The sequence below is a fragment of the Enterococcus sp. AZ197 genome (assembly GCF_050556405.1).
Taxonomy (GTDB): Bacteria; Bacillota; Bacilli; order Lactobacillales; family Enterococcaceae; genus Enterococcus; species Enterococcus faecalis.
The window spans coordinates 2,662,558-2,677,998 of sequence record NZ_CP187873.1; the positions used below are offsets into that span (position 1 = coordinate 2,662,558).

Annotated in this window: 10 protein-coding genes and 1 riboswitch; of the genes, 3 read left to right on the forward strand and 7 right to left on the reverse strand. The window is 39.7% G+C overall.

Annotated features, from left to right (window positions below):
• Positions 1 to 343: 343 nt before the first annotated feature.
• The 3 genes from IGK82_RS12815 to IGK82_RS12825 all read right to left on the reverse strand — a co-directional run bounded on the left by IGK82_RS12815 (position 344) and on the right by IGK82_RS12825 (position 1,453).
• On the reverse strand, positions 344 to 685 hold the full coding sequence (locus IGK82_RS12815; RefSeq protein ID WP_002354774.1) for a type II toxin-antitoxin system PemK/MazF family toxin: 342 nt from the start codon (positions 683 to 685) through the stop codon (positions 344 to 346).
• Positions 685 to 915, reverse strand: coding sequence for a type II toxin-antitoxin system PemI/MazE family antitoxin (mazE, locus tag IGK82_RS12820; protein WP_002367500.1), 231 nt, complete (start codon positions 913 to 915; stop codon positions 685 to 687). Before mazE ends, IGK82_RS12815 begins: the two co-directional genes overlap by 1 nt.
• 322 nt (positions 916 to 1,237) lie before the next feature.
• Positions 1,238 to 1,453 carry a zinc ribbon domain-containing protein gene (locus IGK82_RS12825; protein ID WP_002354768.1) on the reverse strand — a complete coding sequence of 72 codons (216 nt, stop codon included), beginning with the start codon at positions 1,451 to 1,453 and terminating at the stop codon, positions 1,238 to 1,240.
• A 138-nt stretch (positions 1,454 to 1,591) separates the two neighbouring features.
• Here IGK82_RS12825 and IGK82_RS12830 point away from each other — a divergent pair, with 138 nt between their 5' ends.
• Positions 1,592 to 2,584, forward strand: a complete 993-nt coding sequence (locus tag IGK82_RS12830; protein ID WP_002358973.1) for a biotin--[acetyl-CoA-carboxylase] ligase — start codon at positions 1,592 to 1,594, stop codon at positions 2,582 to 2,584.
• Positions 2,585 to 2,650: 66 nt separating this feature from the next.
• On the opposite strand, the gene IGK82_RS12835 is transcribed toward IGK82_RS12830, so the two are convergent.
• Both IGK82_RS12835 and IGK82_RS12840 read right to left on the reverse strand, forming a co-directional pair.
• Positions 2,651 to 3,283: an RloB family protein gene (locus tag IGK82_RS12835; protein ID WP_002358972.1), complete on the reverse strand. Its 633-nt coding sequence runs from the start codon at positions 3,281 to 3,283 to the stop codon at positions 2,651 to 2,653.
• An 8-nt stretch (positions 3,284 to 3,291) separates the two neighbouring features.
• Positions 3,292 to 4,587 carry an AAA family ATPase gene (locus IGK82_RS12840; protein WP_002410675.1) on the reverse strand — a complete coding sequence of 432 codons (1,296 nt, stop codon included), beginning with the start codon at positions 4,585 to 4,587 and terminating at the stop codon, positions 3,292 to 3,294.
• A 203-nt stretch (positions 4,588 to 4,790) separates the two neighbouring features.
• Positions 4,791 to 4,957: riboswitch (M-box (ykoK) riboswitch) on the forward strand.
• 91 nt (positions 4,958 to 5,048) lie between these two features.
• Between IGK82_RS12840 and IGK82_RS12845 the strand changes: the two genes are divergently transcribed.
• Both IGK82_RS12845 and IGK82_RS12850 read left to right on the forward strand, forming a co-directional pair.
• Positions 5,049 to 6,665, forward strand: coding sequence for a phosphatase PAP2/LCP family protein (locus IGK82_RS12845; RefSeq protein ID WP_002372620.1), 1,617 nt, complete (start codon positions 5,049 to 5,051; stop codon positions 6,663 to 6,665).
• 269 nt (positions 6,666 to 6,934) lie between these two features.
• The gene (locus tag IGK82_RS12850; RefSeq protein ID WP_002396786.1) at positions 6,935 to 7,078 is read left to right on the forward strand and encodes a putative holin-like toxin; all 144 of its coding nucleotides are present in this window, start codon (positions 6,935 to 6,937) and stop codon (positions 7,076 to 7,078) included.
• A 194-nt stretch (positions 7,079 to 7,272) separates the two neighbouring features.
• Here the strand turns inward: IGK82_RS12850 and IGK82_RS12855 are convergent, their stop codons facing one another.
• Both IGK82_RS12855 and IGK82_RS12860 read right to left on the reverse strand, forming a co-directional pair.
• Positions 7,273 to 11,961, reverse strand: coding sequence for a WxL domain-containing protein (locus IGK82_RS12855; protein WP_430605122.1), 4,689 nt, complete (start codon positions 11,959 to 11,961; stop codon positions 7,273 to 7,275).
• A 348-nt stretch (positions 11,962 to 12,309) separates the two neighbouring features.
• Positions 12,310 to 15,306, reverse strand: a complete 2,997-nt coding sequence (locus IGK82_RS12860) for a WxL domain-containing protein (protein WP_113843976.1) — start codon at positions 15,304 to 15,306, stop codon at positions 12,310 to 12,312.
• Positions 15,307 to 15,441: the final 135 nt, after the last annotated feature.

A 15,441-nucleotide genomic window follows, 5' to 3' on the forward strand; every position in this document is an offset into this window, starting at 1 on the left:
ATCAAAACACCGATCCGAAAAATTACATTTACGTTACATATATTAAATATATGTAACAAAAAGCATTTTTTGCAGTTTTTAAGCAAAAAAAAACCAAAAATAGAACATGCTTCCGAAAAATTTTCTGGCGTTTCTACTTTTGTTTTCCTATAAAAAACCGGAACGGACAATATTTCGCTCCTGCTTCGTCACTTTCAGATAGTTTTTGCTCTATAGATTCTACTACCTTTGTCTAGAAAAGTCAAGGGTTTCTTTAAGGTTTTCTTTTTCATAAAAAGGAGTTTTTTTGTAAAGGGTTTAAATGAAAAAAGGCGTAATAAATAATTACGCCTTTTTTCAACAACTAGAAAATATATTCAATTATTTGGTCAATTTTCGCCATATCTTTTAATGGCAAATGCTCAATTTGACTTAATTTTCTTTCAGTGAAGTCCAAAGATTTCAGTTGTGAGATCACTACTTGTCCTTGGGTTTCTATGTCATCGGGCAACGTATATCGCGTGGGAATATTTTTAATGGTGGAAGTAATCGGGCAAATCACAGCAAACATGGTTTTCCGATTAAATTCATATCTTGACACGACTAAACCAGGCCGTCTCTTCTGAATCTCTTTGCCTGCAGCAGGATCAAAATCAATCCATACAATATCTCCTTTTTTGGGAATGTACTTCTTTTCAACATTCATTAAAAAAGTTCTCTCCCCTCAGGTGCAAGATCATGCCACTCATCTTTTTCATAATACTCACCTTCTGGACCTTCACTAAATGGATCCTGAATTTTAGGGACTAATGTAATTGTACCGTCGTCAGAATACATCACAATATATTCTTGGTCGACTTTTGGTTTTTTACCATTATCAGTGGGTAAAGTTAAAACGACCGAGTTTCCTTGTCTTCTTGATTTAGTTGTTAGCATGAAATCACTCCCTTCGCTTCATTATACTATGTCTTTGCAATGATAGAAAGAATTTTAAATCACACTTAATGTGACTGAGTTTACTATATAATGCGTGTGGGACAAAGATCACTTTGGATTTTTGCTCCACGCTCAAAAACTGATAAACGGCGGGAACAGAAGCAACTCCTTCGGAAATAAGCCGAAATTCTCCAAAAATTAAAGAACAATTTTCGGAAATTCCTTCTTATTTCTCGGAGTTAAACGCTTCTGGCCCGACCTCCTTTTCCCCTATCTTCCTCTTCACACAAAAAAACGAATGCAAAGATGCATTCGTTTTTGACTAACCGCCACCTAATAAAAAGTCTAGGACATTCATGCCGCCGCTTGTTTGGCTGCGGTAAAGTTCGGTGTAGCCGCATTGGGTACAGCTAATTGTAATAAATTTTTTATTTTGAACATCAAAAATTTTCGCAAAGTTCCCACCTGTTGCTTGAAATTGGTCCGACACATAGTGCATGTTGCCACATTTCTCACAAACATATTGTTGCTTTTCCATTCCCCTCACTCCTTCTCAATAAAACAAGTATAGCAAACGCCTGCTTCATTTTCCTCCATCCTAAGATGGATTTTTTCACTAGTTGACCAAGCCTTTTCCTTTCCGCTACAATAAGCATAACGAATCGGAGGAAAAAATATGTCGACAAAAAGCCAAGTCCTAACTTTATTGATGAAACAAACGCCCGCATTCCTTTCGGGCGAAGAGATGGCACAACGTCTGTCCTTATCTCGCACAGCTATTTGGAAAGCGATTAATGAATTGAAAAAAGATGGCTATCAAATTACTAGCGTGCAAAATAAGGGGTATCGCCTTGAAAAATCAGATGTCCTTTCTGCAGAAGGCATTCAGTTGGCATTATGGCCACAAACGCCGCCTTTAACAATTACCGTCCTAGAAACATCTGAATCTACCATGACCGATGCTAAGCGGGCGATTTTAGACCAGACGCCCGACAATACATTGATTGTTGCTGACATGCAAGAAATGCCGCGGGGCAGGTTCGGCCGGCCGTTTTTCGCTACGCCAGGTAAAGGGATTTACATGAGCATGGTGCTTCAACCGAACCAAAATTTTGAAGAAATCGCCCAATATACTGTGATTATGGCCGTAGCGGTCGCTCGAGCAATGGATGCTCTGGCAGGCGTTCACACAGAAATTAAATGGGTCAATGATCTTTATTTAAATGGCAAAAAAGTTTGCGGGATTTTGTCGGAAGCCATGAGCAATGTGGAAACAGGGCAGATTTCTAATGTTATCATCGGCATGGGGATTAATTTTTCAATTACAGAAACCGAATTTCCTGAGGACATTCGGCAGAAAGTGACTTCTCTTTTCCCAGATGGTGAACCGACAGCGACGCGAAATGAATTAGTCGCCAACATTTGGAATCATTTTTATCAAATTTTAGACGAACGTTCAACGAAAGACTTTTTAGAAGAATACCGTCAACGCTCCTTTGTGATTGGCAAAGACGTCGCTTTTACCCAAAACGGGCAAGACTTCCGCGGCGTTGCGACAACCATTAATGGAAATGGAGAATTGATTGTCCAGTTGCCTGATGGCACGGCCAAAACGTTGTCTTCTGGGGAAATTAGTTTGGACCAGATTGGTGAATGGCGTCGAGGATAAGTGGGGAAGTTTAGAAAAAGAGCAAGAAAGCATCTGTCTAAATTTAAACAGATGCTTTCTTGCTCTTTAAAAATCAACTTCTTTTTGTGCTAACATTTCGCACAATTCTTTTGGGAAATTCGTATAGGGATTTTCATTGATTTTCATTTCTTCTAAAGGAGACAACCAGTTTTTATTCGTATTCTGAAAAGCAATAGCTACTTTTTCTTCAAGATACTTACATACTTCTGCGCCTTTAAAATTTCGATAACTGTCTTTTAAATGCAGAACTTTCTCTAATCTCCCATATAAATTTTCTCTAGTCATGTATCGATTGACTTCCTCAAAGTGAAGTAATAACCAGAGTTCAAAGCATTCATTTGAAAAAATTGTCTTGATTTCAGGACGATGTCGTTGTGCACATCTTACCGCGTTTTCAATCGATTCTGTGGTTTGTTCGTCCTTGTCATACATAACATAAAACAAATCATAATTGTCCCGCTCCGCTTTTCCCATACTCCGAATACAGGAAACGGCGTATTCGACCAACGCCTCTCCTTGACGTCTACATGTTTTTACTTTGAGTTTACTTTTAATATTGACTGCAGAATATTTTCGTTTAATCAATCTAAGGTAAGCTTCTTCTGTTTCTCCTTCGCAAAAAATCATGACATTTGGTTTTAATTTCTTTCCTTTTTTTACCCTTTTTATTTTTGGCATACCAACTTCTACTCCTTTACCTTCACTGCCTGAACGATTTCACTTCGATCAATATGAGGAACACCACCGAACAGACCATTTAAATAACGGCGATAATATGTGATATCTCCGCGACCTTTTTTTGGGTCTGCTTCAAAGTCATACAAAGCGTATAATTCGCTGGCGCCACGATAATTCTTATCTGTGAAGTAAATTTGATCCTTTCTCAATTGATTATCCATCAAATGAAGTTCATGGGAGGTCAAGATAAATTGTGTATTCGTCTCCATGGCATTGAACGCTTCTAACAATGTTCCTGACAACTCTTGATGAAATGCATCATCAAATTCATCAAAAACAAAAACTTTTTCTTCTGGATTAAATAAAATATTTAGCGCTAAGCCAATTAATTTTTTCGTCCCAGAAGATTCCAAATCATAATGAATACGTTCTTGTCCGACCACTTGATTCATTTCGTCATATTGGTTATAAACAGAGTACAGCGAATACAGACTTTTCTTGACTCGACCGATTTCAATGGTCGGGTCTTTTTCTTGGATAATTCGTTCTAAAACAGCGGCTAATTTTTCTTGTTTCGAGTAATCTTCCTCTTTGTCTTTCACAGGAACCAGATCAACCATGTTCATATCCGCAAGTTTCAAAAAGTTCAAGACTTTCTCTTTGTCTTTTTCATTGTTCAACCGTTCAATATTCCGTAAAGATCCATCAAAAATAACTAACTGATTGGCAAACCAACGAACGACATTCGTAGCGTGCTGATCATTTTTTGATTCCAACGTATGGATAACTAACGAATTAGACTTAATTTGTGTTTGGTATTCTTGATATTTTTCTGGAAAAACGGAAGATTCCGCACCGTCTCTCTTAAAATAATAAACAAAATCATCCTGCGTTTTGTCATAAATCTCTAAAGATTCCTTAACTACTTCGCGCGCTGTGTTAGCTAACGAATAGCGATACAAGACACTGTCATTAATAAATTCAATGGTCATAACAGATGGGCTCTGTTTAGTGAGAGGGTCTAACGCAAAAGGTTCATATAATAAAGCATCATTAATCGAAGCTTGTTCTCTTAAAACTAATGTTTTTAATGCATTTAACCCACTCACTAAATTTGATTTTCCTGAACCATTTCCCCCAAAAACAATGGCACTCTTCAGTAACCTTAGTTTTTCTGGGTAATTTTTAGGTTTCACTTCGAAACGATTATTGACATACTTTCGTAAATACGCACCTGTTTGTAGGGAAAGTGTTTGTTCCTCTTTAAAAGATAGAAGATTTTTGACTGTAAAATTAACTAGCATGCTGTTCACCTCCTCGTTTTTTCATCTATTCTTTTATTATATCGTTAAAAGCAGATACTGTAAAACGTTTTTCCGTTTTTAAAATAACTTTCCCAAAATAACACTTTTCTCCCACACCTTTAAATTTATTTAAAAAACAATAAATTTTCTTAAACTTCATTGTGAGAACTGCTGCATAAATTCTATACTTCTAGCGTTAGATAAAATAACCTTGTTAGGTGAGGCTCCTATCCAAACATAGGCTATTGCGCAGAAATGTCGAAAGACACCAATGTGTAAAACAGGAATGGTCGAATTAAGGCTCTTCTAAAAATAGCTAAGAGAAATCTTTACGTTGGATAGTGCTAAAGCTCAGACGATGAGAACCGATTGGCTTGCTGTGTCCTGTTTAGTCGCAAGCGCTTATTTACGATCGATGCTGGCTTAGTCTACTCTTTCAAGGGAAAAAGAAAGGGATTCTCATGCAAACATCGAATAAAAAATTTCCACTTTATGCCCTAACAACGCTTGGTTTTACTTTCCTCACTTTGTTAGTGGCGGCTAGTCCAAATTGGTTTCAACAAATGGACGAAGCTATCTATCACATCAAATGGCAATTAAATGCACCACTTTTAACAGCGGTCAATCTGTTAGCAAAAACAGCCACAATTGGACCAATGCTGCTATTCTTCTTATTATTGATGGTATACCTTTTACGCAAAAAAGAAAAAATCCTAGCCTTTTGGGCTGTCAGTAACCTATTAGCTGTCGGCTTCTTAGGGAGCGTTTTTAAACATGTGGTGGGTCGGGCTCGACCAAACCTAGGCGCTTTAGCTGACCGGAGCTCTGCTAGCTTTCCCAGCGGACATTCATTATTAGCAATGGCACTAGTCTGTACGATTTTGATTATTTTGGCCTATCTTCATGTCGAAAAAACTAAAGGCATCAAAATTTTCTTACTCACTTATTTAGTTTTGATTGTGTTAGGTCGTTTAATCTTACGCGTTCATTATCCTAGTGATGTCATCGCTGGGATGCTCCTAAGTTATAGCTGGATCAACTTTTCATTTCAAATTGTTCAACGTTATTTGCCGGCACCTGAACCAGAGGAAGCAGAAGTACCGACACAACGCCGGCGCCGCCATTCTCGTAAAAGAAAAAGTTTATTCGTGGTCTTCAGTTTAACCCTTTTATTTTTAGGCACACTTTCTGTTTCGGCTTACGGCGTCAGCATGTATCGCAATTTGCAAAAAACGGCGAACACCATGTATAAACCAAGAAAATCTTCCACGAAGAGTCCCGATTTAGCCAAAGGAGAACCGGTTAGTTTCTTAATTATGGGAATTGCGAATGACTCAAAACGCAAAACCGATTACCGCTCCAACGCCTTGATGGTGGTTACAGTGAATAATCAATTACAAAAAACTACCATCACCAGCATCCCGCGTGACTACTATGTGGAAATGGCTGGCACCAATGGCGAATACAATAAAATCAATGCGGCCCACGTTTTCGGTGGTGCCGATATGCAAATTAAAACGGTTGAAAATGTCTTGCACATCCCAATCAATCATTACTTTTCAATTGATATGGATGCTATGAAGGACCTTGGCGATGCGGTGGGCGGCGTCACTGTTGACAATGCCTTTGCTTTTGATGCTGAAGGGATTCATTATCCGAAAGGCAAACAGCATTTAGGGGGCTGGGAAGCTTTACAATACGCGCGCATGCGTTACGAAGACCCCGAAGGCGACTATGGTCGTCAACGCCGCCAACGAGAAGTTTTAATCGAATTAACCAACAAACTACTTTCTTTTAACAGCTTGCTAAAATATCAAGAAATTCTGGACGTAATCGGCGAACATGGCGAAACCGACTTGTCCTTTGACCAAATGATGGCGATGCTAAAAAAATACACCCCCGCACTAAAAACGATTGAAACCGATCAATTAAAAGGCTACGATTACACTGGCGATGGCGTGACAGGGATTGAAGGTATTTCTTATCAACTTGTTGAAGAGAGTGAACGCCAACGTGTCGAAAATGCTATCAAAGAACAAATGAACCTCTCTACGAAAGACACTGAACAATCGCAATAACGACTAAAAAGCAGCGCCCCTTAATGAAAGGGGTGCTGCTTACTTTGGCTAGTTAGACGGTCATTTCAAAAATATTAATTTTTGTCACCGTTAGTAACGGCTCTACATCAGAGAGGTATGTTAGCGCATAGCTCTCTTTTCATTACCATTATAGCACAATTACCTAAAAAAACATATTGGAAACTAATTATTTTTTAGCCCTACATGGTATAATAAAATTGTAGAGAAGTTATGGCGGCGGCTATCCAATCTGAAAGGTGGTGGTGCTTATGAATGTAAGTACTAAAATCTATGAAAGGAGAGGCCTTTTGTCTATCGCAGAAGCTTTAGCTCTGATGATTAGTTTCGGTTCTTTTATCGCAACGTTAATCTTCGGAATCCTAGAGGCTGTTAAAGAAGACAATAAAAAATAACCGTCAACTTTAGCGAGCACGGTTATTTTTTATAAATCACTAAAAATCGCTACCGTCTGAAACGGCTCTACACTAGAGAGGTATGTTGTCGCATACCTCTCTTTTCATTACCATTATAGCACAACGACCCTCAAAAGACCATCAATAAAAATGCCCGAGCCTTAGAAAAATAAGAGGCTCGGGCATTTTTATTTTTATGGGCCAGTCACTAAATTCCAAGTGACGGCGGCTTGGTATTGTTGGCCAGACATGCCTTGATTGGCGGGCACTTCTAGTTTGATGTTAGCAAACGTGAAGTCCAACTGATAGACGTCACTACCTGTGAACTGTTGGTTCGCGACCACCGCTGTTGCGGTATTGTCGGCGGTTAAATTCACGGTGCCAGTCTTGCCAAGCGGTGTCTTGGTTTCTGTTGATTGGTTGTAATCGGTAAAGCTGGCAGCAGCGGCCGTTCCTAGCAACAAGCGGGTCGTTGTCGGCAAGCTGTCTGTGGCTGATTTTGGTTGCGACAGTTGCGCCGTTAAGCTCCAGTTGTCTTGGCTAGTATTCAGGCGTAAATAGGGATTGCGTGTGCCGTTGTCGTAGTAATCAGCGGCTTTTTTCAAACCATATTGTTGCTTACTTCCTGAAATCGCTAATTTGCCAAAATCAAATGTTGGCGTACTAATGAAGCCGTCGCCGTCAGGATTAGTTATTTCTTGGTCTAGGTCTTTAATACGGACCGTATCTTTGGCGATTAAGCTGCCAAAGTTGCCCGTTACTTCAACTTCAGCGGTTAAAACTTGACCAGGATTTCCTGTAGCGGCGGTTCCTAATAAGTTCATTTGTAACTGTCCCCCTGCTGGTAAGGGCGTATTTAATGGCAGAGAAAAACCTGCTGCCCACTGTTCTTTCGTAACTGGAAAGGCCTTAGCATTCTGCCCTGTACCTAACACAAAAATAGTATTGGGCGGGCTGATGCCAGCGGCCCATGTCGCCGTTGGTTTGATTTTAATGGTCGTCAACGGGGCTTCTCCCGTATTTTTTAATAGCACTTCCCAGTGATCCATTGTCGTGCCATTTTCGACTATGTCAGCGGAACCTTTTACCGTTAATTCTGCTGTAGGGACCGCTTCTTGATACACAGCGGTCATGTCGTCATTCTCATCAAATGTTGGAGTAAAGCTTGGTGTTGTTGTTTTTAAAGGTGTTGTTGTTTCTTTCCCCTTGTACCAGCCTTTGAATACATAGGTTTTTTCTCCGACTTGGTAGGTTTTCGGTAACGCTTTTGCAGCGGTATATTTATACGTTTCACTGTTCATTACCAGCTGATTTCCTTGCGTGAATCCTGTCGGTGCTGTAATCTTCGTACCATTCTCATCTACAAAGTTTTCAGTGATGCGTCGATTTTCTAAATAGTAATTTACTGTCCCTGTTGCGTATATTTCTGTGTGAGCAGTCACCCCGCTCACTGTACTATTATAATCCATTTTATAAAGAGAAGAGAAGGTTGTTCGAGTGGTCTCCCCTTGCCACCCTACTTCAGGAAACCGGTAATCCGTTTGAGACCCCGCAATTGGTGTCACTTGTAAACGATTTTCAGTAAATTCTGCACTATTTTTCGTATTATGATACGCAATTATTCCCGTAACCCCAGAATAATTCGGACCATTATATTTACTCGATGGGGTTATAGTCGGCGTTTTATAATACTTAGGAATTGTCACGATGCTATTACGTGTTCCATAAAGCTCTTCATCCGACGTAAAACTTCCCACAATATTGACAGCTGGAAGCTTTAACTGTAGAAAATCACCAGTTGGTAACGCGGTAATAGTTTGCAACTTGCTTTGTAAACCACCCACTACCTGAGACATATCTGTGCGGATATTGAAATTACTTGGTGCTACATAGTCACCCGTCTCATTGATAAAACCAAAATTAATCGTTTTGTCTTCCGTCTTAAATTCATCATATACTATAGTGATATCATCTTGGTCATCATAAGTCACTGGATAACTAATATTTCGATTTGTTCTGGTGATTTCATTTAGTTTGTCTGGTTTTTCTTTGCCTTTATACCAGCCTTTTAAGACATAAGGCCGATTATTGACTTTGTACATAAAAGGCAACGTACCTGCCTGAGTAAATGTAAAATTATCCTTATCAATGATTGTTTGTTTCCCTTGTGTGAACCCAGTTGGCGGCGTAATTTTCGTTCCAGATGCATCTACAAAATTTTCAGTTACACGGCGATTAACAAGATAGTAATATAACGTGCTTTCAGGAAACATTTCCACGCCAGCTAACGAATTATCATTTCTTATAAGTGTTGTTTTATATAAACTTGAGAAAAAGTTTTCAGGATTATCATCCCAGTATATTTCACGGAGTTTATAACGTTGGTTCTGACTCTTCGTTACTGTGAAATATACAGGATTTGCACCTTCTGTATAAGGATTGCCAGCAAAAGTCCTTTCTACTCGTCCTGCTAATGGATACTCTTGTCCTTGATACCCAGAAGGTTTTTGAAATGAAAGGTTCTTATAGTATTTAGGAATCTCAATAAACGAGTTCCTTGTACCATAAAAGTTCGAGCTATTCGTCAACGTGTACTGTTTTTGTGGAATTGTCATGGCTTTTAAATTTCCTGTTTGATCCGTTGCCGAAATATTATCTAAAACCGTGCTAACGCCATCGATAATCTGAACTACCTCTGTGGTGACTTTAAAGTCAGCAGGATTGAGTAATTGCCCACTTTCTCCAACAAACCCAAACTGCACGGTATTGCCGCCATATTTAATTTCTTCATATATAATTGTTAAATCATCATTATCATCATAGGAGGCATCATATTCCGGCACTCGTGTGGTTTGTAAATTTTGAGGTTGCGTTTTCCCTTTATACCAGCCTTTAAAACGATAGGCTTTGTCATTCGCGTAGTAACTATAAGGTAATTCTTGCGCCAATTTAAAATGGTAGGTGTCGCTGTCAATGACTGTTTGCTTTCCCTGAGTAAATCCTGTCGGTGCTGTAATCTTCGTACCATTCTCATCTACAAAATTTTCAGTGATGCGCCGATTTTCTAAGAAATAATACATCGTATCATCGGTTGTATAGTAATTTGGCACACTTACTTCTGTATTTGTACTAGTCAAAATAGAATCAAATCTCGTTTTGGTCGTATCCTCTGTCCAATAAGTGTAGTACAGTCGATACTGATTGGCTGTCGTTGTAGGATATAAACTATAATATTTGCCATCTGTCTCCACCCGTATGTCAGCTATCGTACTGTCCACAAAACGCATTCTTTTTGTTGCAACAGGATAAGCCGTACTGGAGCCTGTATAATGAGGCCCAGATGTTACTGTTGGTGGTTTGTATTGTTTAGGGATTGTTAAGCGAAAATTAGTACTACCATAAAAGGCAGGATTTATCGTTTTCGTGTAGGTTAATTGTTGACTAGGAATAGTTAATTTTTTCAGATTCCCACTATTAACACCTGTTGCTGTTCCTACTTGTTTCGCTATTCCGTTCATGATCGATGTTAAATTAGTCTGCATCCCGAAATTCGCTGGCGCTATTAATGCGCCTTTTTCATCTACAAACCCAAAACTATAAGTGATTTCCGGGATTGTCGTTGTCTTTTCTTCTAATTCCTCATAAAAAACATACACATTGTCTTTACCATCGTAAGTAACATCAAATTCTGGTGTCAATGTGGTTTCCAACTTAACGGCTTTAGGATCTGGTCGAGCGGATCCTTTATACCACCCTTTAAACTGGAAGTGGCGATTCCCAGAAGAATAGGTTTTTGGAAATGCTTTTGGGGCTTTATAGTGAAAATTGTCTGACTCAACCACCGTTTTCGAAAGGGCTGCGTTATAGCCTGTCGGATAGGTTGGCAAAACTGTCGATGTCATGTCATTATAATAAATACTGACTCGTCTATTGGGTACATAATAATAAACCGTATCATCGGTTATTAAATAATTATTTTCACCTGCAGTCGTGGCCATACTGTAAGCAGCAGAAAATTGGACTTTTTGAGGATCAGGGACCCAAGAATATGTTCGCAAACTAAATTGCTTAGGCGTTGCCGTAGTAAACATATTAAAACGTTCCCCTGTTGTGTATGTACTAAAATCCTTGCCAGTAGCTATAGTTACTTGACGGGAAACAGCCAAAGGAAAGGTTGTCGTGTCTGGTCCTTTATAAAAATTATTAGGCGTTGTCTTTGGGGTAGAATATTGCCCTGGCAACGTAATTTTGTGATTGGTTAGTCCCGAAAAACCGTAGTCCTCTGTGGCGTCATCATCAGGAAGTGTAACTTTCGGCACCGTCAACATCTTGAAATTCCCTAGATTACTAGTTGTAATGGTTCCCACCTTTGTCTGAGTACCTGATTTTCTTTCTACTTTCGTGACATCGGCTGTGAACGTCACTTTAGCAGGATCAATAAACAACCCATTTTCATCAATAAAGGCCATTTTATAGGTTTTCTCAGGAATATCAGCCGTTTTAACTGCACGATTTTCTCGCTTTGTCGGCTCCTCCTGAGTCGCTTCAACAGCCGCTGTCGTTGTATCGGCTGTTGCTTCAGTCTGGTCCTCTGCCGATGGTAGTTGCGGCTCTTCTATCATCTTTTGAGGTAATTCTGATGTCTCTGGTTCTGTGGTTGGTTCTGATGACGCAACTGTGTTGGCTGTTTCATTTTCTTGACTAGCGTTTAACGATGAGTCGCTTGTAGCGGTATCCTCACTTGCCGTTGTTTCGCCCGTTTCAGTGGTTGTTTCATTTTCAACAACCATTGTTTCGGCGAATACTGAGATGCCATTGAGTGAACTTATCAATAAGGAACAACACAAGGCGGTTGTAAGTAACTTTTGCCATTTTTGATTCATGCTATTCTCCTTTTTATGTATTGGTTTTATTGTTAATTGTTATATGTAAACCTTTTAATTTTCTCCATTATTCTATCAAAAAAAGGCGGCCTTGAAATTTTAAATTTTGCTACAGCTAAGTGACTTTTCCAATGATTCCTATTATACCAAGGCAGAAGAGCACTTTTTCACCGAAAAAGTGCTTGATAATCAAGAGAATCTGCCATTTTGCTACTGATTCTCAGTCAAATTCCTTAATTTTCATAAACAAAAGCTCAAAATATTAGTATCAAACACTAACATTTTGAGCTTTTCTCATGATATTTTTACTATTTATAAAAGGAGTCCACCACATAATCCCGAAGGTTGTTAAGGTCCTGTCACCAAATTCCACGTGACGGCGGCTTGATATTGTTGGCCAACCATGCCTTGATTGGCGGGCACTTCTAGTTTGATGTTAGCAAACGTGAAGTCCAACTGATAGACGTCACTACCTGTGAACTGTTGGTTCGCGACCACCGCTGTTGCGGTATTGTCGGCGGTTAAATTCACGATGCCAGTCTTACCAAGCGGTGTCTTGGTTTCTGTTGGTTGGTTGTAATTAGAGAAACTCGAAACAGGCGCCGCCCCTAATAATAAGCGGGTCGTTGTCGGCAGGCTGTCTGTCGCTGATTTTGGTTGCGACAGTTGCGCCGTTAAACTCCAATTCGGTTGGGTTTTCTTGATCCGCAGATAGGGATTGCGTGTGCCGTTGCCATAGTAATCAGCGGCTTTTTTCAGGCCATGCTGTTGCGTGCTTCCCGCTACCCCAACTTGACCAAAATTGAAGGTTGGAACACTGATGAAGCCTTCCCCAGTTGGTTCCTTTGTTTCTTGATCTAAATCTTTAATCCGGACCGTATCTGAGGCAGTCAGTTTGTTGAAATTCCCTGTGACTTCCACAGCGGCTTTTAGCACTTGGTTTGGTTGTCCAGTAACTTTTGTTCCTAGGAGATTAATCGTTAGTTGGCCGCCCACAGGAAGACTACTGTCTAAAGGAATCTCAAAACCTGCTTCCCACTGCTCTTTCGTGATTGGTCGAACTTTCGTATTTTGACCAGTACCTAAAATAAACAGTTCCGTGGGCGTACTAATTCCAGCCGCCCAATCAGTGGTTGGTTTAATCTTAACTGAAGTTAAAGGTGCTTCTCCAGTATTTTTTAAGAGCACTTCCCAATATTCCATGGCTGCGCCATTGTCAATGACATCGACTGCACCACGCATCGTTAAGTTAGCGCTGATGCTTGCTTCTTTGTAGACTGCCGTCATGTCGTCATTGCCATCAAAAGTTGTATTGTATGTTGGCGTAGTGCTTGTCGTTAAGGTACTGGGCTTGGTTTTACCTTTGTACCAGCCTTGGAAAATATAAGTTTTACCACCTACTGAATAACTAGCTGGTAAAGCTCTTGCGCTCGTATACTTGAAAGTGTTGCTCGTCATGGGAATCTGGTTCCCCTGCGTGAAGCCTGTTGGCGGCGTGATTTTAGTGCCGTTGGTGTCCACGAAGTTTTCGGTGACTTGTTTACGGGTGACTGTGTAGACTAATTTGGATGCATTTACTGGATTTCCACTAAAAAGATTCATAGTAATTAGAGGCTTACCTCCGGTACTCGCATAACCCATCAATGTATTGAATACTCCACTACTTTCCTTGGAAAAATATACTCCATCTGTATCAAAGCCTAATAAGGCGAGAGTTGCAGCACTTATGTTATATTCTGCTGGCACTTGATTAGGATCTATAATTGTGGCGCTATCACTGGTATAGTTATAGCCATACATTTTCATAACACTTTTTACTGTATCTAATTCAATACTATTGACATATTTTAATTGTTGATTGATCGCTAGTTTATCTAAAGAAAAATTAAGTCTGTTCGCACCAGTAATTGGTTTGTCATTCCCATAAACTAGCAATAGCTCTGGTGATAATGGCATCGTACCATTGTTAAGACTCAGTGTGTATTGTCCGCTACCTTTGCTTTTGGATGTTAAATCGTACAAGTCTGTATAAAGCCTATCACTCGTTCTTTGCACACGATATTTGCCACTAAAAGTTAACGCTGGCGTGAAGCCAACCCCTTTTTCGTCTACAAAATTTACATCTAATGATGGATACAACGTTGTGACTGTCTCTTCTTCATACACAACATTCAAATCGTCATTCCCATCATAGGTCACCGCATAGCTTGGTGCTTTGGTGGTGGTCAAAGTATTTGGCTTGGTTTTACCTTTGTACCAGCCTTTGAAATTGTAGGTTTTGCCGTTGCTTGCTTTGTAAGTCTCTGGCAAGGTGCCAGCTTGTTTGAAGGTGAAAGCATTGCTGGTCATTGGTGTTTTCTTGTTTTGGGTAAAACCTGTTGGCGGTGTAATGGCTACGCCGTTAGCATCTACGAACTTTTCGGTGACTTGTTTCCGAGTGACTACGTAATTAAGTGTTTCTCGGTACGTTGCTGTACCGTCAAATCCGTATAATACTGGTTCTACTGGAGTGCCAACGGGGGCGACACTCAGGATTCTTAAAAATTCATTACTATCCGTGTTTAGAGAGAAAACATTTTCACTGCTTTTAGAAAACACGCTATCTCTTGTGCGTAATACAAAAGGAGTCATATGATTTCCAAACTGCGGTAACTCAGTTGTTTGTTGCGCACTATATCTAGTCATCCTCAGTGTAGAATTAGGCACAGCAACAATATTGTCGACATACTTTAGCGTGTTATCAATCTTTAATTGTTCAATCGCGTATATATTCATCCTATAATTTGCTGGTAAATTTGTGAAAAAATCGTACGGCATAGGAACCGTTGCATTGACAGCTACTCGATATTGACCACTACCTGCATTAGAAGAAGTAATTGGATAATTAACTGCATATGGTCGCCATAAACTAGTTGCGTCTTCATATCCAAATTTAGTATACGTCCCTGATAACGTTAAGTTTTCATCAGCAAAAGCTTTTCCTGTTTCATCAGTAAAGCCAAAGATCATTCTCGGATAAATCACTTGATTATTCGGTACCCAACGTGGTGAAATGCTCGTTTGTCGGTCATTTTCATTACTACTTTCTGGTACCGATTCTATTGTTTCAGTTTTCACCTCTGGTATTTCTGCTTGTTTCGCTGTTTCCTGTGTTCCTTCTTCCCGACTCGTTTCAGTCGTTTCTTGACTGTTTTCCGTACTTTCTTGCGTTGTGCTACTTGCTACTGTCGGACTACTTTCACTCGTGACTGTTTCCGCAACTGCGGTCGCGCCAGGAAAGGCGTTAATCACTAAAGAACTACACAAGCCAATGGTTGCTAATCGTTGCCAGTTAATTCGCTTCATGTCGTCCCTTCTTTCTATGTACCATTTTGATTCATGCTATTCTCTTTCTTTATGTATTTATTTATTGTTCATTGGTCTATGTACACCTTTTAATTTTCTCCATTCTATCAAAAAAAGGTGCCTTTGAAATTTCAA